Source organism: Autumnicola aciditolerans (assembly GCF_041679265.1).
In the GTDB taxonomy this organism is placed as follows: Bacteria; Bacteroidota; Bacteroidia; order Flavobacteriales; family Flavobacteriaceae; genus Autumnicola.
On sequence record NZ_JBGFSM010000005.1, the window covers coordinates 154432 to 177776 of the forward strand.

Consider the following 23345-nt stretch of genomic DNA (forward strand, 5'->3'; position numbering starts at 1 on the left):
CTTTATCCTATGTGCTATGACATCTTTTCTTTCCAGAGAAATTTGCCAAAATCCAACACTCTTTCCAAAGGCGTATTGTCAAAAACATCAAATATGGTGTTCACAGATTTCTCTATGGCCACATCTGTACTTTCAAATTGCGGAGAATTATCTTCCATCCAAAACTTCATAAGGAACATAAGTTGTACCCAGGCAGCTTCTGAAAAAACAGTTTCTGATTGCTTAAGAGCATTTATTGTTTTCTCTTGATTTGCATCACGTATAAGTTGTTTTGCAAATCCTTTCACCTTTCTCCTCAGGCCGGTTAGTTGCTCGAGGTTCTTTAAAGGCATATCGCTTTTATTAAGGGTGAACAGGACATAACTTCGGTTAGCGGTAAGGATCTCAAAAAATGTAAAAAAGAAAGTGAGCATTTTCTCCCTGTTGGTAAAGGTGGCATACTCCGGGCTCTTATCTATCACATTTGTGGCATGCTCATAAAACCGTTCCCAGATTCCTTTTTCCAGTCCTTCAAAACTTCCGAAGAAATTGTAAAACTCTTCTTCCTTTATCTTGTTCTGCTTACAAAATTTGTAGACCGTGCCGGGAGTTTTTTCCTCTTCAAGGATATAATCCATATATAAAGATATTAGGCGGTCCTTATCCAGCGGTTTTTTAGCAGGTGTATTTTTTACTTTAGCTGTCATAGCAAAATTTTCTTTTTCAAAGATAATTTTTTGTTCAATAGAATTTAAAAAAGATTAAACAAAAATTTGTTAAAACTTTCATTTTGAAGGCGATTCAAAAATTTAGACGTAGTTAAGGTTTAAACATTACACCTGTATTTTATGTCAGTTTGTCAGCGCATTTTCAATGGTACTTTTTTTGAACAATATGAAGCCAATTGAATAACACTTAAAATATTATATATGGCAACCGGAAATATTAATGTATCTGTAGAGAACATCTTTCCTTTGATAAAGAAGTTCTTATACAGCGATCACGAGATCTTTCTAAGGGAATTAATTTCCAACGCGACAGATGCAACCCTTAAACTAAAACACCTTACCAGTATTGGAGAGGCTTCTGTGGAATATGGCAATCCCGTTATTGAAGTAAAAGTAGATAAGGAAGGAAAAAAAATCCACGTTATCGACCAGGGAATTGGGATGACCAGGGAAGAAGTTGAAAAATACATCAACGAAGTTGCTTTCTCTGGCGCAGAAGAATTCCTGGAAAAATACAAAGACTCCGCTAAAGACAGCGGGATAATTGGCCATTTTGGACTTGGTTTCTATTCTGCTTTTATGGTAGCCCATAAAGTTGAAATCATTACCAAATCTTATAAAGATGAGCCGGCTGCTCACTGGGTTTGTGAAGGAACCACAAAATTTACTTTAGAAGAAGCCGAGAAGCAAGAAAGGGGTACAGAAATTATTCTTCATATTAATGAAGACGATGAAGAGTTTCTGGAAAATACCAGGATTGAGGAATTACTGGTAAAGTACAACAAGTTTATGCCTATCCCGATTAAATTCGGGACTAAAGAAGAAACACTTCCGCTTCCTGAAGACGCCGCCGAAGACGCCAAGCCAGAAACCAAAACTGTTGACAATATTATCAATAATCCAGAGCCGGCCTGGACCAAGCAACCAACAGACCTTGAGGAAAAAGATTATAAAGAGTTCTACCGCGAACTCTACCCAATGCAGTTTGAAGAGCCTTTATTCCATATTCATTTAAATGTGGATTATCCTTTTAATCTTACCGGAATCCTATATTTCCCAAAGATGACTCAGGATATGAATATCCAGCGGGATAAAATCCAGCTTTATCAAAACCAGGTTTTTGTAACCGATAGTGTGGAAGGGATTGTTCCTGAATTTTTGACCATGCTTCGCGGGGTGATTGACTCCCCGGATATTCCTTTGAATGTCTCCAGATCTCACCTTCAGGCAGATTCTTCAGTTAAAAAGATTTCCAGTTACATCACCCGTAAAGTGGCAGATAAGCTGAAAAGCCTTTTCAACAGCAACCGGGAAGACTTTGAGAAAAAGTGGAACGACATTAAGATCGTTATTGAATACGGAATGCTTTCCGAAGAAAAATTCTTCGATAAAGCACAAAAATTCGCCCTTTATCCTACTGTTGACGGTGAGTATTTTACTTTTGAAGAGCTGGAAGCTAAAATTAAGGAAAACCAGACCGATAAAGACGGAAATATGGTGGTGCTTTATGCTTCCAACCAAAATGAGCAGCACAGTTACATACAGGCCGCCAAAGACAAAGGTTATCAGGTATTGCTCCTGGATTCCCCTATTGTTTCTCACTTGTTGCAGAAGCTGGAAACCTCAAAAGAAAAACTTTCTTTTGTGCGGGTAGATTCAGATCACGTGAACAACCTTATCAAAAAGGATGATGAGAATATTTCCAAGCTTTCTGATGAAGAAAAAGAAAAACTGAAGGCTGACTTTGAAAAAGTTGTTCCGAAGGAAAAATATACCGTACAACTTGAAGCGATGGACAGCGACGCGGCACCGCTACTTATTACCCAACCGGAGTTTATGCGCCGTATGAAAGAGATGCAGCAAACCGGCGGAGGTGGAATGTTTGGAATGGGCAATATGCCTGAAATGTACAACCTGGTGGTAAATACCAATCATCCGTTGGTTTCTGAAATCCTTAACACCAAAACTGAGAAAAAACAGGAGCGCCTTATCAAGCAATCCCTGGACCTGGCCAGGCTTTCTCAAAATCTTCTTAAGGGAGAAGAGCTTACCGCATTCATCAAACGTAGTTTTGATATGGTTAAATAAATTTTGTAAATCCTTTTTAAAGGAGTAAAAAGCCGCGCCTTTGTAAGACGCGGCTATTTTTATAAAATAAAACTTAAGAATTTCCTTTAGTGAAAAAAATTAAGGTTGGGCAGGCATCTTTCTACCGGTTATATTCCTGTAAATAATCTGGTAGAATTGCTGCACATCATAAGGTTTTACAATAATATCGTCCATTCCCGCATTAAAGATCTTCTCCCTCATTTCATCAACTTCCACAGCAGTAAGGGCAACCACAGGAACAGCGGAGTTGCTTTCCCTTATTTTCCTGGTGGCCTCCAAACCGCCCATTCCCGGCATATTGAGGTCCATTAGAATAAGGTCAAAATCAGTTAGCTGGATTTTTTCAAGAGCTTCTTCCCCACTTCCCGCGACATCACAGTCAAAATTTTTCTTTTTAAGAATCTTACTGGTAACCACCTGGTTTATGCGGTTATCATCAACAATAAGGATTCTATTAGCACCAACCTTGTGTTCATTATCCTCAAAAATACGCTCAGGGTTTTCTTCCCTCGTTGGTTTTTCCTGCCTGTTCTTATCTTTTTCAAATGATACTACAAAATAAAAGGTGCTTCCTCTCCCTTCTTCGCTCTTCAGATATATTTCTGAATTATGCAATTCCAGTAATTTTTTAACAATAGGCAGGCCTAATCCTGTTCCCTGGTAACTATAATTAGTAGTGCTTACCTGAGAAAATTCTTCAAAAATGCTTTGCTGCTTGTTCTCGGGAATACCAATCCCGTCATCTTTAACTTCAAAGTAGATCAGGTATTTTTCCTCAATAACTTTTTTTAGACGCGCCGTGATAAAAATATTACCTCTTTCAGTAAATTTTACCGCATTCCCCACCAGGTTCATGAGCACCTGGGACAGCCTTACAGGATCGCCCAGTAGAAAAGGTGGAATATCCTCATCTACCTCTACCTGAATTTCATTATTGTTCTGCATCCTGGAAAACTCAAAGGTATTAAGGATGCCGGTCATAAGATCTTCTAGATGAAAAGAAACATGCTCCAGTTTTAGTTGCCTGGATTCCATTTTATTCATTTGAAGCACATCATTTATTAGTGCCAGAAGATAATCTGCTGAAAATTTAAGAGATTTAAGGTCGTTCTCATGTTTTTTAAGGCTTTCATCTTCCAGCAGTAATGAAGTAAGACCAATTACCCCATATAAGGGAGTTCTTATTTCATGACTTACAGTAGAGAAGAATTGCGTTTTTAAGCTGGATAGCCTTTCTGCCTCATTCTTGGAATCCCTAAGCTGGTTGTTCTTATGCTTAAGCTCCTGAATAAGCTTTGTCCTGTCCCGGTTGATCTTATTCAGGCTAAAGAGAATAATCACCAGAATTACAGAAGACACCAACATGATAAAGATCTTTTCGTTGGACTTCTTAATAATTTGCGCCTGATATTCCTGTTCTTTTTCAGCCAGCTTTAAGTTATTCTGGAACTCGTTATTATCAAACTGGGCATTAGCCATTTCAATTTGTCTCAGGCGTTCCTGCTCAAAGATTTCCGAATTATATTGCTCGTATTTACTTAAGGCGGCATAGGCATTTTTATAATCTTCCAAAGAAGAGAGTACTTTTGCATACTCCTTATAGGCCAGGGATGCTTCAATAAGATAATTTTTATCTTCAGCATAAGTGATGGCCTTATTAAAGTAACTGCCGGCCGCTTCCAGTTCATTCTGGTCTGCATAATAACGGCCGGTTAAATAATTAAGCTGTGAAAGCAGGTACTTATCTTCTTTCCCGGTCTCTTCCACCAATCTCCAGGCTTTCTCCAGGTATGGCCAGGCTCTTAGAGAAGCCTCATTATCAAGATATGTCCAGGCGATATTAACGGTTGGGTACAGGATTTCACTTTTAATATGCAGCTTTTTGGCTAGTGCTATGGCTTTGTTATAATAATCTATCCCTGTTTGCTTGGTCTTTTTATCTTCAGAATAAATATTTCCAAGATTATTATTTGCCCAGAGCACAAGCGTATCATTGTGGGATTTTACCGCATAATCCAGGGCCTCCTCATAGCTTTCGCGTGCCCTTACCGTGTCCTTAAGATCAGAATAGCTTGCGCCAAGCAAATTATAAGCATGAAAAATATAACCGTTGTTATCCCTTAACTTTGCCTCATTTATAAGGTCCCTGGCCTGGATAATGGCATCTTTATAATCGTATTTATCTATAGATCCCAGAGAAATGTGGTAGAGCGAATCCAGGTACACATCTGCACAGGGATCTTTTTGTGCTAAACCACTTATCCAGGTGAAAGTGAAGAATAACAATAAAAACGATAAATATCTTTTCTTCAAATGGTTAAGAGGTTAAGTCATTATTCTATGGGACGCGAAATTTAGTTCATTTAAGAAAACTACACAAGCAATTTGTAATTATAAGGCCTTAAAGGCTTATATTCCCAAAGATTTAAGTATTTTTTTCGTATTAAGCAGTTAATAGAAAACAAACTACTACAATGTTCAGATCCCAGTATTTTTAGAACTGGCACCGGAGCTTTGTTTTTTCCCTGCACCAGTCCTGGCTTTTTAAAAACAGGGTTCATTTTTATATAGTTTTTAAAACCTCATCTTCGCAATGCAGTATCCATGGCACCTTTATCTTATGGCAGTTCTATTTATTCTCGCAGGGGCAAATCATTTTTTTAAACCTAAAATGTATATGCGAATTATGCCCCCTTACCTTCCTGCACATCGGTTGCTGGTGTATGTTAGTGGAATAGTTGAAATATTGCTGGGAATTTTCCTATGCTTTGAGTATACCAAAAACATAGCGATTTATTTGCTTATTTTAATGTTAATGGTTTTCATGATGGTACATTTTTACATGCTTTCCTCTGAAAAAGCAGGTGCGGGTATTCCAAAATGGCTCCTCATTTTACGAATTCCGCTGCAATTTGCACTTATATGGTGGGCGTGGTACTATCTTAAATTTTGAAATTATGAAATTCGAAAAGTCGGAACTACCAGATGCAGAAATTCTTTATTTTCCTCATTTTTTTTCTGAAAAAGATGCGAATGATTATGCGGATGAAATTCTTACCAATACCTTCTGGAGACAGGACAGCATTAAAATTTTTGGAAAAGAAATGCTGCAACCAAGGCTTACCGCACTTTTTGCCGATAATGCCAAATCCTACACCTATTCTGGCCTTACTTTGCAACCCAAACCTTTTCCGGAAGTTTTACTGAAAGTTAAAAATGCTGTGGAAGAAGTTTCTGAAGTGCAGTTTACCACCTGCCTTCTAAATTTATATCGTAACGGCAACGACAGCATGGGCTGGCATGCCGATGATGAAAAGGAATTAGGCAAGAATCCTGAAATTGCATCAGTAAGTTTTGGCGCCGAAAGGGTTTTTCATCTAAAGCATAAAACAAAAACTGCCAGGTTCAAACTAAAGCTTGAAAATGGCAGCTTATTAATTATGAAAGGAAGTACTCAGCATTTCTGGAAACACCAGCTTCCAAAAACAAAAATGGACATTGGCCCCAGGGTTAATCTTACCTTCAGAAAGATTGAGTAAGATTATCCGTAAATATCGTTAAGGACTTTTGCCAGCCTTAAGCCTCCTTTTTGAAGTTGCTCCAACACCATTGGGAAACGTTCATACATATATTCGTAGCCCAGTTTTTCACCATTGTCCACAGAGGCATAAAGTTCATCTGCCAAATCCCTGGATTCATAAACCCAGTCCAGAAGGCTGCCAGATCGTATTTTGTCCATCTTCTCTTTTGACAGATCTTTGGTATTCTCAGCAAGTTCAGAATAACTCATCTGGAAAGAATCTATCATATCACTGTCCCATACCCGGTGAATATTAGAGCCTTCCCCAAACCATCTCACCTGTATATCGTTTCCACCCTTGTCTGCACTTCTTCCTGCATGAAAAGGCTGGTGTAAATCTCCCATAAAATGCACCAGCATTTTCAGGTAGAACTGCTTTTCTTCCCTGGGAGCACTGTTATCCTTTAATACCGAAATACATTTTCTAATCGCCTGTACCAGGTCACCTTTAGGGTTTGCCTTTTCAGGAACATATTTTTCATCTTCAGGATCTATGTTTACATAATGCCAGGGGCTGTACTTCCGGAATTCAGGATCACTTTTAATATCATCTGCATAGTTGGCCACGAATGCAAGGCTTCTTCCGTTCAGCAATTCTTCAATATTACGTCTGGCTTTTTTAGTAAGATAAGATTCTGCTATTTCCGCAGTAGCCCTGTGTCCAGTCTTTCCCCAGTCCGCCGTATTAGCAAAGGAAGTGTTCATCAATACTATAGAGAATAAGAATAAAAAATAATGTTTCATCTGTTTTTTCGATTTGTCGCAAAGATAATAGAAGCATGAGATTTTTAGTGTTAAAATTTCCAGGCTCATGTTTTAATTTAATATATTTATAATATCATCATAATATCAACTAACATCTCCAGTCATGACTCAGGAAAAAGATTTAAATCCCTCCAACGGGTATCTCATGTTATTTTTGTTCGTAATTCTTTTCTTCGGAAGTATTATCGGGTTTATTGTAATGCCCAGAATATGGTTTGGCTTAGCGTTTCTCATTTCCATAATAATTCTCCCGGGCCTTATCCTTGTAAACCCTAACGAATCCCGGGTACTTCTTCTCTTTGGGGACTACAAAGGCACAGTTAAGAAAAACGGACTTTTTTGGGTGAATCCCCTTTACACCAAGAAGAAAATTTCTTTACGGGCGAGGAACTTTGACAGTGAACGGCTGAAGGTGAACGATAAGCTGGGCAACCCCGTGATGATTAGCACCATATTGGTTTGGAGGGTAAGAGACACCTTTAAAGCCTCCTTTGATGTCGATAATTTTGAAAATTTTGTAGTGGTCCAAACAGATGCAGCGGTGAGGAAGCTGGCCAGTTTATATCCATACGATAATTTTGCCGATGAAGGGCTGGATGAAGATATTACCCTTCGCTCCAGTGTAAATGAAGTTAGCGATGCCCTGGAAAAAGAGCTTGAAGAAAGGCTGGATATTGCCGGGATAGAAGTCCTGGAAGCCAGGATTGGCTACCTTGCCTATGCCAACGAAATTGCCAGCGCCATGTTAAAAAGACAACAGGCCACCGCCATTGTTGCCGCCAGGCATAAAATAGTGGAAGGTGCCGTAAGTATGGTAGAAATGGCGCTCTCAGAGCTAAGCAGGAAACAGATTGTTGAACTGGACGATGAGCGGCGTACGGCCATGGTAAGTAATTTAATGGTGATTTTATGTGGGGACAGGGATGCCACCCCCGTGGTAAATGCCGGCACTTTAAATCATTAATTTGAGATATGACTAAAAGAAAGGACAATATGCTAAAGAAAATAGGAATTTTGATCCTGATGATTTGCGCTCAAACGAGCCTCGCACAGGAGCCATTTAAAGAACAGGAAATAGCCGTCAATCCAATGATAGACGGCACACTTACTTTACCGGCAGAAGGCGAAGCTTCTTCGCTGGTAATTTTAATTGCCGGCTCCGGCCCTACAGACCGCAATAGCAATCAACCAATGATGAGAAATGATGCTTTTAAAAAAACAGCTCACGAATTAGCTGGAAATGGTATTGCCACCTACCGCTTCGATAAGCGGATTTTTAAAATGAGCGAATTTAATATTAAAGAAGAAGATTTGCGTTTTGACGATTTTGTGGAAGATACAGAAGCAATAATTAACTATTTTAAAGAAAATGGCGCGTTTAATAATATTGTGGTGGCCGGCCACAGCGAAGGCTCTTTAATAGGAATGCTGGCAGCCAAAGATAAAGCAGATGCCTTTATCTCCATTGCCGGTGCAGGCAGGAACATAGACAGTGTTATTGTTGAACAAATAGGTAAACAGGCTCCCGGCCTGCAGGAAAATACCCGCGAATCCCTGGATGAAATTATAGCAACCGGCAGCACTTCTAATTACAACCCAATGCTGGCATCGGTTTTTCGTCCAGGCGTACAGCCTTATCTTGCATCGTGGATTAATTATAACCCGGCAGAAGAAATCGCAAAACTGAACATACCTGTACTCATCATCCAGGGAACTTCAGATATACAGGTGGAAACAAAAGAAGCCGAAATCCTTAAAGAAGCTAAGCCTGATGCCAAATTGGTACTGCTGCAGGATATGAACCACGTGTTCAGAAAAGTTGAGGAAGAAGACAGGCTCGCCAATACTAAAACTTATAATGAGCCGCAACGGCCGCTTCACCCAAACTTTATTCCTGCCATAACTGCTTTTATAAAATCATTAGAACAAAAATAATGAGCAAAAAGAAAGCATTCGCGCTAAGGGTAAATGAGGAGATGCTGAAGGCCATTGAAAAGTGGGCTGCTGATGAATTCAGGAGCACCAATGGCCAGATTGAATGGATGCTGAACAAAAGTTTAAAAGAAGCCAACAGAGAACCAAAAACTAAAACCGAAGAATAGATGCCTTACAAAATAATATTTTCAGATATAGACGGTACACTGCTTAATTCCAAGCGGGTACTTTCCATCCACACCATTGAGACCATACAAAAAATTAGCAATAAAATTCCTTTCGTACTTATTTCGGCAAGAATGCCGAAAGCCATGCGTCACCTGCAGGATGACCTCAACATAAAACACTATCCTATTATTGCTTACAATGGCGGGCTGGTGATGGTGGGGGAAAAAAGCATCAGCTCCACCACTATTCCCATAGAAACTGTAGAAAAACTGCATGAATTCAACAGTAAATTTAATTGTCACCTCAGCCTTTATCATGAAGATGAATGGTATGTTCCCCAGATCGATAAATGGGCAAAACGGGAAGAGGAAAATACAAAAGTTGCTCCTGAAGTAAAATCCAATGCTGAAGTAATTGAAAAATGGAAACAGGAAAAAAAGGGCGCCCACAAAATAATGGCCATGGGCGCTGAAGAGATAATTGATGAGATAAGAGATTTTCTTAGGGAAAATTTTCCAAAACAACTGCACTTGTACCGCTCTAAACGAACTTATTTGGAAATAGCCAACAGTAGCATTTCCAAATTCAGTGCAATTGAGCTATTGCTACGGGAACATTATAACTGCGAAACCAAGGATTGCGTGGCCTTTGGAGACAACTATAATGATGTTGAAATGATTAAAGGCGTGGGTATGGGAATAGCAGTGGCCAATGCACGCGACGAAGTATTGGAGGTAGCCAATAAAGTGACTCATGCCGGGATTGAGGATGGGGTGGCAAGAAGTCTAAATGAACTTTTTAATATGGAAAATTCATAACGCTGTTTTTCCCTAAAAAGCCTTTAAAAAATTGTATTTTGCCGCCGCAATAACATTATTTTATTCTTTCTATGGAAGATTTACCTGTTTTCACCAATGACGCTGTTGTTTTTGGGATATTGATGATCTCCCTGGGAGCTGTTTTTTATACTTCCTCATTGAAATCGAGTTTCTGGAAAAAGTTTTATAGCGTAGTCCCCGCCCTGCTCATGTGCTACCTCATTCCGGCGATTTTTAATTCCCTGGGCCTTATAGATGATTCCACTTCTAATCTTTACTTTGTAGCTAGCCGTTACCTTTTGCCGGCAGCACTGGTATTAATGACTCTAAGTATAGATCTAAAGGCTATTTATAACCTTGGCCCAAAAGCTTTAGTGATGTTCTTTGCCGGGACTTTGGGTATTATCCTGGGCGGCCCTGTGGCCATCTTAATTATCTCTGCCATTTCTCCTGAAACCGTGGGCGGAGTAGGGCCTGATGCCATCTGGCGCGGACTCTCCACGATTGCCGGAAGCTGGATTGGGGGTGGCGCAAACCAGGCCGCTATGCTGGAAATTTATGAATACAACCCCGAGCTTTATGGGGGAATGGTGCTCGTGGATATTATTGTTGCCAATCTCTGGATGGCCATTGTTCTCATGGGAATTGGCAAAAACGAGCAAATAGACCGTTGGCTTAAAGCCGATAACTCTGCAATAGAAGAACTTAAATCACGCGTTTCCCATTATGCGGCAAGCGTTAGCCGCAATCCTTCCCTGGCAGATTTAATGATTTTACTCTCTCTAGCCTTTGGTGCGGTAGGTATTGCCCATTGGGGAGCCGATGGTATTTCAGCCTTTCTTTCAGCTAACTTTGAAGTTTTTACAGATACTAAGAGCGCGCTTTCCTCATTTTCTTCAGATTTTTTCTGGATGATTTCCATCGCCACAGCAATAGGTATTTTTCTCTCCTTTACCAGATTCAGGTCTTATGAAGGTGCCGGAGCAAGCAAACTGGGAAGTATCTTTATTTACATCCTGGTAGCCACCATTGGAATGAAAATGGATCTTGGAAGCGTACTGGATAATCCCGGGCTTATTGCAATTGGACTGGTGTGGATACTCATTCATGTAATAGTGTTGCTTATTACTGCGAAATTAATCAAGGCTCCATATTTTTTCCTGGCGGTGGGCAGCCAAGCAAATGTCGGCGGCGCCGCGTCGGCACCGGTGGTAGCCGCAGCCTTCCACCCTTCCCTGGCTACAGTTGGTGTACTTCTTGCGGTATTTGGATATGTAGTGGGAACTTATGGCGCAATATTGTGCACAATTTTAATGCAAATGGCTTCCGCAGGTTAGATTAAAATAAAAAAATATAAGATATTTGCGCTCCAAAAATGATATTGATCAGAATGAAAAATCTTGGCCTTCTTTTACTATTTGTGATTAGTCTTTCTGCTTGTTCAAAAAAGGAAAGCAATCTGGTGGTCAATGGCAACATTAAAGGTTTAAAAAAGGGAACAGTTTACCTTCAAAAGATTGAAGATACTGCGCTGGTAAGTGTGGATTCCGTGGTAATTGACGGTGATCCGCAATTTGTGCTGGAAGCGTATATCGATAGTCCCCAGATGATGTATCTATATCTTGAAAAAATAGATAATTCCAAATTTGATGACCGGCTTGATTTTTTTGCTGATGAAGGGCAGGTAACTATTACCACAAGTCTGGAAAAATTTGAAACCGCTGCAAAAATTGTCGGTTCCAAAAATCAGGAAAAATTGATGGAATATCGCAAGATGATGAAGCGCTTCAACGACAGTAACCTTGATCTTATAAAAGCCAATTTTGAAGCGCAGCAGGCGCAGGACGAAGAAAAGCTTATGGAAATAGACCAGCAATACGATAAATTGCTCAGGAGAAAATATCTTTATACCGTAAATTTTGCCATTAACAATAAAGATCTGGAACTCGCTCCTTACCTGGCTCTTTCAGAAGTATTTGATGCAAACATCAAGTACCTGGACACCATTTACAATTCCCTTGATAAAAAGGTGAAAAAATCAAAATACGGCGAAGATCTCAAGCGCTTCCTGAAAGAAAGAAGAAAAGAAGAAAAACTACAGGAGGAAGTTCAGGAAGAATATGCCGAAGAAAACACCTGATCTTCTCCCTTTACGGCAATTTTAATCCTTTCCAGTACAAGCTTTTAATATTTCTTTAAACCAATTGGCAGGTCATTTCCCTAAATTTGGAAAAAGACATGCTATGACTTCCAATATCACCACTCAAAAAGATTATGATCTTATTTGTATAGGCGGCGGGATTATGAGTGCTACTCTCTCCCTGTTGCTGAAACTGATAGACCCGGAAAGTAAGATCATTATTTTTGAAAGGCTTGAGAAGGTAGCCGAAGAAAGCACGGAAGCCTGGAACAACGCGGGCACAGGACATTCGGCTTTATGCGAACTTAATTATACTCCGGAACGTGAAGACGGAAGCATAGACATCTCTAAAGCGATAAAAATTTTTGAACAATTTGAAACTACCAAACAATTTTGGGCTTACCTGGTGGAAAAAGACCTCATTCAGGACCCTGAAAATTTTCTAAGGTCGGTGCCACATCATAGCTGGGTGCGTGGTGAAGATGATGTGGAATTCCTTAAAAAGAGATTTGAAGCCATGAAAGCACATCCTCTTTTTAAAACCATGAAATTTTCTGAAGATTTCCCAACATTGCGCAAATGGTTCCCTTTAATTATGAAAGATCGCAGTGAAGATGAAAAACTTGCTGCTACCCGCATGGAAATTGGAACAGAAGTAAATTTTGGTAAACTTACCGAGTATTATTTCAAAATTCTGGAGACACAGTTTAACGTACCCGTACTGCGAAATCATGAGGTTTTAGACGTAGATCCCGATGAGAAGCTGGAATGGACAGTGGAAACTAAAGATCTGCAATCGGGAGAAAAAAAATATTACGACGCAGAGCATGTATTTATAGGAGCCGGCGGCGGGGCTTTACCGCTTTTACAAAAGGTGGAAATTAAGGAAAAAGAAGGTTACGGCGGATTTCCTGTTAGCGGACAATGGTTGTTCTGCAAAAATCCTGAGATTATTAAAGAGCACAGTGCTAAGGTTTACAGCAAGGCAGGTCCAGATGCTCCGCCAATGTCCACACCTCACCTGGATACCCGCTATATAAATGGCAAAAAAGAATTACTGTTTGGGCCGTTTGCAGGTTTCAGCACAAAATTTCTTAAAGAAGGTTCCAAAATGGATCTTCCAAAATCCATAAGGCTGGACAATATCCCATCTATGTGGGGAGTGTTCTGGCATAATTTACCGCTTACAAAATACCTGATTAAACAGGTTACCATGGGCCATGAAGAGCGCATGGAAGACCTTAGAATATTTGTAAAAGAAGCAAGATCTGAAGACTGGGAATTACGTATTGCCGGCCAAAGGGTTCAAATTATTAAAAGAGATAAGGAAGAAGGCGGAATCCTTGAATTTGGAACAGATGTGGTACATAGCCAGGATGGAACTATAACTGCCTTACTGGGAGCATCTCCGGGAGCTTCTGTAGCCGTTCCCATCATGTTAGATGTCTTAAAAATTGCCTTTCCGGAAAAAATAAAATCTGAATCCTGGAAAAAGAAACTTACGGAAATGATCCCCATGTGGAACAAAAACATTCAGGATCACCTGGAGGAATTTAAGAAGGTGCAGGCAAATTCTTCAGAGAAATTAAAACTGGAGGTATTGCATTAAATCCTTTATAATTTGCAATTAGCAAACCTCCCAGGTTTTAAAAACCAGGAAGTCTTTTTATCATAGCTTTAAAATACTATTATTCCTGAATAAGTTTTTGAACAACGTCAAAATTTCCCTTCGACTTTGGCAATAAAAATTGCCTTCGCTCAGGATAAACTTCTCGTCCCTTTTTAATTTCAAAAAAAACCTCCCAAAAATGGGAGGTCTTAAACAAGAGCCGATAGAGGGACTCCCTTCGACTTTGGCAATAAAATTGCCTTCGCTCAGGATAAACTTCTCGTCCCTTTTTAAATTCCATAAAAAAACCTCCCAAAAATGAGAGGTTTTAAACAAGAGCCGATAGAGGGACTCGAACCCACGACCTGCTGATTACAAATCAGCTGCTCTAGCCAGCTGAGCTACATCGGCAAAAAAATTACAAAGCGTTTACTTTTTCAACTAAAGCTTCTGCTTTGGTTTCAAATTCTTTATTTACTTCTTTAAAATGTTGTTTCTGGTTCTCCACATCCCTTCTATTGATTTTTTCAATTAAATCGTCAAAAGTGGCAATTGCTTCATCAACAATAGCTTCAGACTTTGCAGGATCTTCCTGGGGATTTGCAGCCTGGTGAAGATAAGCGGCATCAATAATATCGCCCATTACATTATTCACATCCCGTTTTAAAACTCTTTTACTCGCCATAATTATCAATTTTCCGGCAGCGAATTTAATCTATTTTTTAATATGTAAGGAAGAAGTAGCTGTAAATTTTAAAAAATTCACCTTAATTTTTCAAGAGCCGTTAGCGCCTCAGGGATATGCCTGTTGGCATTCATGCTGTTAAACCTGTATTTCAGGATTCCCTGCATATCAAAAACAAAAGTCTCCCGGCCAGGCACCATTCCCAGGAGATTAGGCTTTACCCCAAAAAGTTCCCTTGCCTTTTTGTCTTTGTCTGAAAGCATTACAAAAGGCAGATCATATTTTTCTATGAATTTTGCATGTGAATCTTCAGTATCTGAGCTTATACCAATGACTTCTGCCCCAAGTTCCTTAAAATCCTCATATTGATCCCTAAAAGAACAGGCCTCCTTAGTACATCCGGGAGTAAAATCTTTCGGGTAAAAATAAACCACAAAAGGCTGAACTCCCTTTACGGTTGAAAAATCAAAGATTTCTCCATGCTGATTCTTTAGTTCGATATCTGGCAGGCTGTCGCCAATTTTGAGTGACATATTATTCGCCGTTATAGGTTACAAAATTCCTGGGAGTTTCATAAAGAGTAACTGCGAGTTCAAGGTTATCTCTAAGTTCTTTCCTTAATTTATTCCAGATCACCACCGCAATATTTTCGGCCGTGGGATTAAGATCTTTAAAGTCTTCTACTTCCACATTTAAATTTTTATGATCAAAAGGCTGCTCCACTTTCTCATAAATCAAATCTTTAAGGATCTTAAGATCCATAACAAAACCAGTCTCAGGGTCTACTTCTCCTGTTACCGATACGGTTAGGTCATAATTATGCCCATGATAATTGGGGTTGCTGCACTTGCCAAAAACCGCCTCATTTTTAGCATTGTCCCAATCTTTACGGTAAAGACGGTGGGCCGCATTAAAATGTGCTTTTCTGTGAACGGTCAACCTCATGCTTTTATATGGGAATAATATTTATTAAAAATAATTTTGAACCACTCAGTATAAATATGGGGGTTTTGCTTCATGTCTTCTTCCACATCTTCCAGAGGGATCCATTTCCAGTCAGCTACCTCATCTGGATTTAAATTTGGTTCTCCTTCAAATTTACCCACCAGAATATGATCATATTCATGTTCCGTAAGCCCGTTATCAAATGGCGCTTTATAAATAAAGGAAATAGTATCTTTTAACTCTGTAGAAAAACCCATCTCTTCCTGCAGCCTTCTTTTACCTGCCTCTACATTAGTTTCCCCTTCCCGCTGATGGCTGCAGCAGGTATTGGTCCATAGGCCTGGGGAGTGATATTTGGTTAACGCCCGCTGCTGGATCATAAGCTCGTTTTTAGTGTTAAAAACAAATACTGAAAAAGCCCTGTGCAAAAGTGCCTTTTCATGGGCCTCAATTTTTTCCATAAGGCCAATTTGTTCATCGGCTTCGTTAACTAATATAACCTTTTCCTGTGCCATTTCCAGTAGTGGGTTTTCCTTCCCCGCAGTTTTTAATGCCATAGCTTTTGTTTCTCCTGCCTTAAGGGATGTTGATTAAAAAATCAAATGTACAAAATAGGGATTTGGTTTACCAAATTAAGTTGAGTGGCCTGCCTACTTTGTGCTTTGTTTATGCTTTGCTGCATAGATACGGCAGTCTATGGCTAAAATAAATTCAGAACGGCGATTAACTTCATGTTCTTGCTCTGTACAGGGTACATGATTTACACATCGATTTAAAACCGCGGTTTCGCCATAGCCCCTGCCGGAAATCCTGCTGGTCTCCACACCCTTGTTTGCCAGGTATTTCATGGTGGCTTCCACACGGTTTTCTGAAAGTTTGAGATTATAATCGTCATCTGCCCGGCAATCTGTATGCGAGCGAATATCCAGTAAAATTTCAGGATATTTTTTCATAAAGGCCGCTATACGGTCCAGTTCGTTTTTAGCTTCAGGCTTTATTTCGGCTTTATCAAGATCAAAGAGAATATTGTTCAATTTCATCAGTTTTGCAAGATCATCTCCCAGCTTAGCGGCAACTATAGCGCCTTCAGCAGCATTACTGTCAAACAGGATCAGGTTCTCCCGGCGTTTTACTTCTGCGGCATAGAAACTCCAATTAAAAAAGGCACGCATGGCCGCAACATTGGCTTCTGAATTTCCATATATACTGTGCCCGGCCTGGTACATTACCAGTCCATTCTTCAAATTATCAAAAGCATGGCCATAAACCATAACCGCGGCTTCTCCTTTGGTAAGATCTGGATGGTCTGGCGCAGATTCATCTACCACTATAATTTTGGCACCAGGCCGCCAGAGATTAATTTTCTTCGGATAAAAAATACGCTCAGAACCATTTAAATGCGCCTGGTCACAACTGCCTATATATTGAGAAACGGGATCTGCAGGTAATTTATGGGTGTATGGAGGGGTAGCATGCCGGTGCTCGAAAAAAGGGATTAACCCGGCACTTGGCGCTCCCGCAAATCCAGAAGACAAAAAATTAAGCTGAATTAATTGCTTTTCTTCTCCTTCTGAAGATTTTGCAGGCCCTACAAGATTTTCCAGCTGACTCCCGGCATGACAGCCTGCCCAAATGGCACCTTTAAAATCCCGGTTCCAATAATACAGGTTTTGATGGGTACTAAACTTAGGTTCGGCATGTGGCATTACAAAAATATCATCGCATACCCCCAGTTCCTCAGGGGATTTCCAGTAAAAACTACTATTCCCTCCGTATGCGGTTTCCGGTATTCCCGCAGCTTTAAAAAAAGCCAAGGCAATATTGCCGTTCTGTTTATCCAGGGTCCATTTTGGTGCAATGGTAAGGCTGGTAAAAACAGGAAGCCGAAGGTTTGTCTTCGCATAATTTCCCGCAACACCTTTTTTTTGCCAGTTAGCAATACGCATTTGCACCCGGTGGCTCAGGTAAGATACCAGTATTACAAAACATCCCCCACGGTAGGCAATACTGTCATGAATAAAATCTATCCCGTCTTTTTCTTTTTCAGGATTTATTACCCACTTAATTTCCACCGGTTCATTTTGCAAAAGCTCGTAAAGTAGCCCATAAGGCTTAAGGCCATTATTTAAATTTTGGGGCCTTACCCCCATGTTGACTAGAAAAGAACCACGGGCTATTTGTTCTTCTTTGTATTGGGCAAAAAGAAGACAGGGCAACATCCAAAAAATGATGCCCGGTATTAGCAGCCTATTTTTTGCCCCAACAATCATAAACCCCAAACTTCCCCTTAAGTTACGAAGTTTAGAGAACATAAAGGCAGTACCACGGCAAGCATGAAAAGAAAAGAATAGGGCTATGCGGCGTTTAAAATTAGTGAAAATAATAGTACTTTTGCGCTTCAAATTATGAGGAATGAAGAGCTTTCAGAAAGAAATAAGGAGAAGAAGAACTTTTGGAATTATTTCCCACCCAGATGCGGGTAAGACCACACTAACAGAGAAGTTATTGTTATTTGGAGGTGCCATACAGGAAGCAGGCGCGGTGAAATCTAATAAGATCAAAAAAGCTGCTACCAGTGACTTTATGGAAATTGAGCGCCAAAGGGGAATTTCTGTAGCCACCTCGGTACTTGCATTTGAATACAAAGATATAAAGATCAACATCCTGGATACTCCCGGGCACAAGGATTTTGCTGAAGATACCTTTCGCACCTTAACCGCCGTAGATAGTGTTATTGTGGTGATTGATGTTGCCAAAGGGGTTGAGGAGCAAACTGAAAAACTTGTTGAAGTTTGCCGTATGCGCAATATTCCCATGATTGTTTTCATCAACAAGCTGGACCGGGAGGGAAAAGATGCCTTTGAATTGCTTGACGAGATTGAGCAAAAACTAAACCTTACCGTTACCCCTTTAAGTTTTCCTATAGGAATGGGTTATGATTTTAAAGGGATCTATAATATTTGGGAACAAAATGTAAACCTCTTTACCGGCGATCCAAGAAAAGACATTGAGGAAACCGTGGAAATTTCTGATCTCGCTTCTAAAGAACTGGATGATCTTATTGGTAATAAAGCTGCCGATACTTTAAGGGAGGAACTGGAACTGGCGCAGGGCGTTTATCCACCCTTTGACAAGGAAGCTTACCTTGCAGGGAATTTGCAGCCGGTTTTCTTTGGTTCTGCATTAAACAATTTTGGAGTCCGCGAGTTACTGGACTGCTTTATTAGCATTGCTCCCACACCACGGCCAAAGGAAAGTGACGAGCGAGTGGTGAAACCCGAGGAAGATAATTTCACCGGATTTGTGTTTAAAATTCATGCCAATATGGATCCTAAGCATAGAGACCGTCTCGCATTTGTAAAAATTGTCTCCGGTAAGTTTGAAAGAAATAAATCTTACCTGCATGTAAGGCATAATAAAAACCTCAAATTTTCCAGCCCAAATGCCTTCTTTGCTGAAAAAAAAGAAATTGTTGATGTTTCCTATCCAGGGGATATTGTAGGGCTGCATGACACCGGAAATTTTAAAATTGGTGATACTTTAACTGAAGGTGAAAACCTAATGTACCGCGGGATTCCAAGTTTCTCTCCGGAATACTTCCGCTACATCAATAATGCCGATCCCATGAAATCTAAACAACTTGAAAAAGGAATAGACCAGCTGATGGATGAAGGAGTCGCCCAGCTTTTTACTTTGGAGTTGAATGGCCGTAAAGTAATTGGAACCGTGGGAGCCCTGCAGTTTGAAGTAATACAATACCGGCTGGAACATGAATACGGTGCAAAATGTACTTATGAAAACCTCAACGTTTTCAAAGCTACATGGGTGGAACCAAAAGATGCTAAAAGTGAGGAATTTAAAGATTTTAAAAGGGTAAAATCCAAATTTCTGGCAAAAGACAAACAGGGACAACTCGTATTTTTAGCCGATTCCCAGTTCTCTTTACAAATGACTCAACAAAAATATCCTGATATTAAATTTCACTTTACTTCAGAATTCTAAATTTTACCTGCCTGAAATCCGGCGATTTTTTTACGGGCAATTGCCTTTCTGAAATAAACAGGGAAAAAGCTATTATAAAAATTTATTTACTATTTTCGGTCCAAACCTGAACCTTATGGATCAACTGGACCACCTTATTGCTGAATTTGCCTCCCTTGTATGGGGTTTACCCCTCGTAATTCTTCTAATTGGTGGCGGACTTTTTTTGCTGATTTACTCCAGATTTCTTCCTTTCAGGCATCTGGGACATTCCCTGGACCTGCTCCGCGGGAAGTATGATGATCCTAATGCACCGGGTGAAATTAACCATTTTCAGGCATTATCTACCGCTCTCTCTTCTACAGTTGGGATGGGAAATATTGCCGGAGTTGCTGTAGCCATTGCTTTGGGAGGTCCGGGAGCGGTGTTTTGGCTTTGGGTTAGTGCAATCGTGGGAATGTGCACCAAGTTTTTTACCAATACGCTGGCCGTAATGTACCGGGGTAGAGATACCCAGGGAAATATTCAGGGAGGAGTAATGTACTTTATTGTGGAAGGTTTGGGAAAAGCATGGAAGCCGCTGGCTGCTTTTTTTGCCGTTGCTGGTTTAATAGGAGCCTTGCCGGTATTTAATGTGAACCAGTTAACCCAGGCCATTAACAGCATCTTACTGGAACCACAGGGCGTAAAAACAGGTTTTACAACCAACCTTATTATAGGGATTATTCTTGTAATAATCACTTCTGCGGTGATACTTGGCGGCCTTTACCGCATTAGCCGCACAGTTTCCAAACTGGTGCCGGCTATGGTGGCACTTTATTTTGTTTCGGTTCTAATTATACTATTGGTAAACATTAACGAATTACCGCACTACCTTGGCCTCATTTTTACTGATGCTTTTGCTGCGGAAAATTATAAAGGAGAGCCATTGTTTGGTGGTATTGTTGGCGGATTAATGATCCTGGGTATCCGAAGAGGCGCCTTTTCCAATGAGGCTGGCATTGGTACCGCAACCATGGCCCACGGCGCCAGCAAAACTTCTGAACCCGTACGTGAAGGTCTGGTAGCAATGCTGGGGCCGGCAATTGACACCCTTGTTATCTGTACCCTTACGGCTTTAGCTATTTTAGTAACTGGAGTTTGGCAAAGCAGCGATGCTAATGGCGTAACCTTAACTGCTGTAGCATTTGAAAATTCCATACCTTATATTGGAGATTACCTTCTGCTGCTCTGTATAGCGGCCTTTAGTATCTCTTCCCTTTTCTCCTATTCTTACTACGGAACAAAATGCCTGAATTTCCTGATTGGTGCTGAAAAAAAACACTATTATAACTATTTCTACATACTCAGCATCCTGATTGGCGCTACCACTTCCTTAAGTATGATGATCAATCTCATTGACGGATTTTTCGCTTTGATGGCAATTCCTACAATGATTTCAACTTTAATTATGGCGCCAAGGGTAATGAAGGCGGCAAGAATATATTTTAAGAAGTACCTGGATTGATTTTTGCCTTTTTCAGCATGATAAAAACACCCGCAAGACACAGTAAAGCCGCAAGAAGAAATGCATACGGCAGATATTGTTTGCCGTTGGAAAAATACATGTAGGCGGCAAATAGCAGGCTAAATGCTTCTGTTGCCAGGGCCACAGCTTTGATGTTCAGGTGAGCCTTCTTCTTTACAAATGCAATTATTCCAATAATAAGGATAATGCCCAGAAGAATATTTATAATGCCAATAAATGGAAACTGCAACCTGTTCTGGAATCCTGTAAAAAGGGAAAGTAAGGCAACTAAAACTGCCTGAACAATTTCAAGTTTTTCTTTTTTAGTCTTCATCAGCCTGAGAAACAGCATTTTCATAAACAGCAAAAATTTTCAACTTCTTTCCAGTTAATTTTTCAAGAAGTTTGGCTTTACGCATACATCCCCAAATTTCCAGTTCAGGATCACTATGGGTGGTAATTATTAAATTAATACCATCAGGTTTATTCTTAATCTCAAGTTTTTTCACGTTTTGATAATGGCTGCGATCTAACCCATCTGCAACCCGCAATAGTGCAGAAAGCTTCTTTACTTTTTTCCTGAGTTTTTTATTTAATTGCTTATAGCGTTTATGGCGTTTTGCAGGAGGTGAACGCCTGTGGTACCTCGCCACATTAGCCATAACATTAATTTCATCCTCTTTAAAACCCAGCAAATCAGAATTCCTGATAAGGTAAAGAGCATGTTTATGGTGTTTCCTGTAGGAAATATAATAGCCTATATCGTGCATGAGGCTGGCATATTCCAGCAATTCCCTGTCTGATTCTGTTAATTTCAGCTCTTCCTTAAATTCATCAAAAAGCTGCAGTGCAAAATTAGAAACATGGCGGGAATGTTGTTTTAACCAGTTACTTTTACGAAGAAGTTCATAGACACTTCTTCTGCGGGGATCCTCAAAATTGGCCACCAAATCTAAGTGCAGGTGGTCTTTCTGTTTATCTATATAATTCAGGATCATGCCTTCCCTTAAAGCGGCTTCTGAAATTCTTATATTTTCAATCTTAAAATCGTCCACGAGATACTTCAGTAATACCATACCCGGATGTATAATATCCACCCGTTTTTCTTCCAGCCCCTTCTCCTTTAGCCGTTGTTTTTTGTCCTTTTTGATGAAATCTTCATATAGATTTTTAAAATCGTCAGCACTAAATTCCAGCTCGTTCAAAGTTCGGCTGGCGGTGATGGAATTTCTGGCGGCTACCATAGCCCCAATATTTTCCAGGGTTCCCGAAGAGCCTACAATAGTTTTCACGTGGTGCTCCCTGGCCAGTTTTGCCACTTCTGTAAGTTCTGCTTCAAAATGTGCCTGTAGCTTTTTGATCTCCTTTTTTTTAATAGGATCAGCTTTAATAAAGGCGGCAGCCATCCTGGCCACTCCAAGTTTTAGGCTGTTATAGTAGATAAATTCTTTATTATTGCCTATAATAAATTCTACACTTCCCCCTCCAATATCCACCATGAGCACCATTTCCTCTTCAAGCATAATGCTATGCCTTATGGCATATCCAATCATTTCAGCTTCCATTTTACCAGAAATAGCACGAACCTTTATGCCTACTTCTTCCCCTACCTCATGAATAAAATCCCCTCCATTTTCAGCTTCCCTTATGGCACTGGTGGCAAAAGCAAGGATATTTTCCACATGATAACTGTCACACAAAAACCTGATGCGTTTTAGGGCTTCCACTCCCCTGTCCATAGCTTCTCTGCCAAGGCGGTTCTCCAATCCTTTTTCAGCAAGACTTACCATTTCTTTTAACTTATCTACAGTTCGAAAACTGCCATCTGGATAAATATCCACAAGAACTGCATGAAAAGAATTAGTACCCAGATCTATAGCGGCAATTCGCTTGGTAGGCTGATCATTGAGAGAGGTGTCGCTCATAGTTTTCGTAAATCTTTTAGAAGTGTTCCTAAGATAGCGAATTTGCCTCAAACTGTTTCCTTCCTAAAAAATAAAACCCCACAGGTCACTACGACCTGTGAGGTTTTATTAAAAACAATTTAAAAATACTAGGCCTGTCCTGTAGGACCAAAATTTAAAGGGAGAGGTGCTTTTTCGTAGTCCCTTATTTCCCCATGCGCTTTTTCAAACCGCTGTACATTATCTGCAAGGGCTTTTAAAAGCCTTTTCGCATGCTGGGGAGTGAGGATGATGCGGGATTTCACCTTGTTCTTAGGTTTACCGGGCATAATATTCACAAAATCCACAACAAATTCTGAAACCGAATGGTTGATAATGGCCAGGTTGGAATAGGTACCTTCAGCAACAGCCTCATCCAGTTCTATATTTATTTGTCCTTTTTTAGGTTTTTTTTCTTCGCTCATGATTCACTATTTTTTCAATAAAATAAAG

At 40.1% G+C, this 23345-nt stretch carries 23 protein-coding genes and 1 tRNA gene; 12 read left to right on the top strand and 12 right to left on the bottom strand.

From position 1 onward, the window contains the following. Window positions 1-14: 14 nt before the first annotated feature. On the bottom strand, window positions 15-686 hold the full coding sequence (locus AB8M93_RS06870; RefSeq protein WP_373056837.1) for a TetR family transcriptional regulator C-terminal domain-containing protein: 672 nt from the start codon (window positions 684-686) through the stop codon (window positions 15-17). A 222-nt stretch (window positions 687-908) separates the two neighbouring features. Here AB8M93_RS06870 and htpG point away from each other — a divergent pair, with 222 nt between their 5' ends. Beyond that, the gene (htpG, locus tag AB8M93_RS06875; protein ID WP_373056838.1) at window positions 909-2795 is read left to right on the top strand and encodes a molecular chaperone HtpG; all 1887 of its coding nucleotides are present in this window, start codon (window positions 909-911) and stop codon (window positions 2793-2795) included. Between the two features lie 99 nt (window positions 2796-2894). Here htpG and AB8M93_RS06880 read toward each other — a convergent pair whose 3' ends face one another. Further along, window positions 2895-5129, bottom strand: coding sequence for a tetratricopeptide repeat-containing hybrid sensor histidine kinase/response regulator (locus AB8M93_RS06880; RefSeq protein WP_373056839.1), 2235 nt, complete (start codon window positions 5127-5129; stop codon window positions 2895-2897). Window positions 5130-5409: 280 nt separating this feature from the next. Between AB8M93_RS06880 and AB8M93_RS06885 the strand changes: the two genes are divergently transcribed. Further along, window positions 5410-5769, top strand: a complete 360-nt coding sequence (locus AB8M93_RS06885; protein ID WP_373056840.1) for a DoxX family protein — start codon at window positions 5410-5412, stop codon at window positions 5767-5769. A 4-nt stretch (window positions 5770-5773) separates the two neighbouring features. Beyond that, window positions 5774-6355, top strand: a complete 582-nt coding sequence (locus tag AB8M93_RS06890; protein WP_373056841.1) for an alpha-ketoglutarate-dependent dioxygenase AlkB family protein — start codon at window positions 5774-5776, stop codon at window positions 6353-6355. 2 nt (window positions 6356-6357) lie between these two features. Here AB8M93_RS06890 and AB8M93_RS06895 read toward each other — a convergent pair whose 3' ends face one another. After that, window positions 6358-7140 (bottom strand): S1/P1 nuclease, encoded by a 783-nt coding sequence (locus tag AB8M93_RS06895; protein WP_373056842.1) that lies wholly within the window; start codon window positions 7138-7140, stop codon window positions 6358-6360. 124 nt (window positions 7141-7264) lie between these two features. Between AB8M93_RS06895 and AB8M93_RS06900 the strand changes: the two genes are divergently transcribed. The 7 genes from AB8M93_RS06900 to mqo all read left to right on the top strand — a co-directional run bounded on the left by AB8M93_RS06900 (window position 7265) and on the right by mqo (window position 13831). After that, window positions 7265-8125 (top strand): SPFH domain-containing protein, encoded by an 861-nt coding sequence (locus AB8M93_RS06900; protein ID WP_373056843.1) that lies wholly within the window; start codon window positions 7265-7267, stop codon window positions 8123-8125. An 8-nt stretch (window positions 8126-8133) separates the two neighbouring features. Next, window positions 8134-9096 carry an alpha/beta hydrolase gene (locus tag AB8M93_RS06905; protein ID WP_373056844.1) on the top strand — a complete coding sequence of 321 codons (963 nt, stop codon included), beginning with the start codon at window positions 8134-8136 and terminating at the stop codon, window positions 9094-9096. Then, on the top strand, window positions 9096-9263 hold the full coding sequence (locus AB8M93_RS06910) for a type II toxin-antitoxin system antitoxin (RefSeq protein ID WP_373056845.1): 168 nt from the start codon (window positions 9096-9098) through the stop codon (window positions 9261-9263). Before AB8M93_RS06905 ends, AB8M93_RS06910 begins: the two co-directional genes overlap by 1 nt. Then, entirely contained in the window at window positions 9264-10082 is an 819-nt protein-coding gene (locus AB8M93_RS06915) for an HAD family hydrolase (RefSeq protein ID WP_373056846.1), read from the top strand. Between the two features lie 71 nt (window positions 10083-10153). Further along, on the top strand, window positions 10154-11419 hold the full coding sequence (locus tag AB8M93_RS06920) for a DUF819 family protein (protein ID WP_373056847.1): 1266 nt from the start codon (window positions 10154-10156) through the stop codon (window positions 11417-11419). 53 nt (window positions 11420-11472) lie between these two features. Further along, window positions 11473-12222 carry a DUF4369 domain-containing protein gene (locus AB8M93_RS06925; RefSeq protein ID WP_373056848.1) on the top strand — a complete coding sequence of 250 codons (750 nt, stop codon included), beginning with the start codon at window positions 11473-11475 and terminating at the stop codon, window positions 12220-12222. Window positions 12223-12325: 103 nt separating this feature from the next. Then, window positions 12326-13831, top strand: coding sequence for a malate dehydrogenase (quinone) (gene mqo / locus AB8M93_RS06930; protein WP_373056849.1), 1506 nt, complete (start codon window positions 12326-12328; stop codon window positions 13829-13831). Window positions 13832-14168: 337 nt separating this feature from the next. Here the strand turns inward: mqo and AB8M93_RS06935 are convergent. The 6 genes from AB8M93_RS06935 to AB8M93_RS06960 form a co-directional block, all read right to left on the bottom strand. Beyond that, window positions 14169-14242: transfer RNA gene (locus AB8M93_RS06935), tRNA-Thr, on the bottom strand. Between the two features lie 7 nt (window positions 14243-14249). Beyond that, on the bottom strand, window positions 14250-14516 hold the full coding sequence (locus AB8M93_RS06940; protein WP_373056850.1) for a hypothetical protein: 267 nt from the start codon (window positions 14514-14516) through the stop codon (window positions 14250-14252). Between the two features lie 77 nt (window positions 14517-14593). Then, complete coding sequence (locus AB8M93_RS06945) at window positions 14594-15049, bottom strand: peroxiredoxin (RefSeq protein ID WP_373056851.1); 456 nt, start codon at window positions 15047-15049, stop codon at window positions 14594-14596. Between the two features lies 1 nt (window position 15050). Continuing rightward, window positions 15051-15461, bottom strand: coding sequence for a 6-pyruvoyl trahydropterin synthase family protein (locus AB8M93_RS06950; protein ID WP_373056852.1), 411 nt, complete (start codon window positions 15459-15461; stop codon window positions 15051-15053). Continuing rightward, window positions 15458-15976, bottom strand: coding sequence for an isopentenyl-diphosphate Delta-isomerase (gene idi / locus AB8M93_RS06955; RefSeq protein ID WP_373056947.1), 519 nt, complete (start codon window positions 15974-15976; stop codon window positions 15458-15460). The genes AB8M93_RS06950 and idi overlap by 4 nt, the downstream gene beginning before the upstream one ends. Before the next feature lie 135 nt (window positions 15977-16111). Further along, window positions 16112-17731: an OmpA family protein gene (locus AB8M93_RS06960; protein ID WP_373056853.1), complete on the bottom strand. Its 1620-nt coding sequence runs from the start codon at window positions 17729-17731 to the stop codon at window positions 16112-16114. 142 nt (window positions 17732-17873) lie between these two features. Here AB8M93_RS06960 and AB8M93_RS06965 point away from each other — a divergent pair, with 142 nt between their 5' ends. Continuing rightward, entirely contained in the window at window positions 17874-19463 is a 1590-nt protein-coding gene (locus tag AB8M93_RS06965) for a peptide chain release factor 3 (RefSeq protein WP_373056854.1), read from the top strand. A gap of 115 nt (window positions 19464-19578) precedes the next feature. Then, on the top strand, window positions 19579-20949 hold the full coding sequence (locus AB8M93_RS06970; RefSeq protein ID WP_373056855.1) for an alanine/glycine:cation symporter family protein: 1371 nt from the start codon (window positions 19579-19581) through the stop codon (window positions 20947-20949). Here AB8M93_RS06970 and AB8M93_RS06975 read toward each other — a convergent pair. From AB8M93_RS06975 to AB8M93_RS06985, 3 genes are all read right to left on the bottom strand, one after another. After that, window positions 20930-21283, bottom strand: a complete 354-nt coding sequence (locus tag AB8M93_RS06975) for a hypothetical protein (RefSeq protein WP_373056856.1) — start codon at window positions 21281-21283, stop codon at window positions 20930-20932. The genes AB8M93_RS06970 and AB8M93_RS06975 overlap by 20 nt on opposite strands. After that, a complete protein-coding gene (locus AB8M93_RS06980) occupies window positions 21273-22874 on the bottom strand; it encodes a Ppx/GppA phosphatase family protein (protein ID WP_373056857.1) in 1602 nt (533 codons plus the stop codon). The genes AB8M93_RS06975 and AB8M93_RS06980 overlap by 11 nt, the downstream gene beginning before the upstream one ends. 128 nt (window positions 22875-23002) lie before the next feature. Next, window positions 23003-23317, bottom strand: a complete 315-nt coding sequence (locus tag AB8M93_RS06985; protein ID WP_373056858.1) for a DUF3467 domain-containing protein — start codon at window positions 23315-23317, stop codon at window positions 23003-23005. Window positions 23318-23345 lie beyond the last annotated feature (28 nt).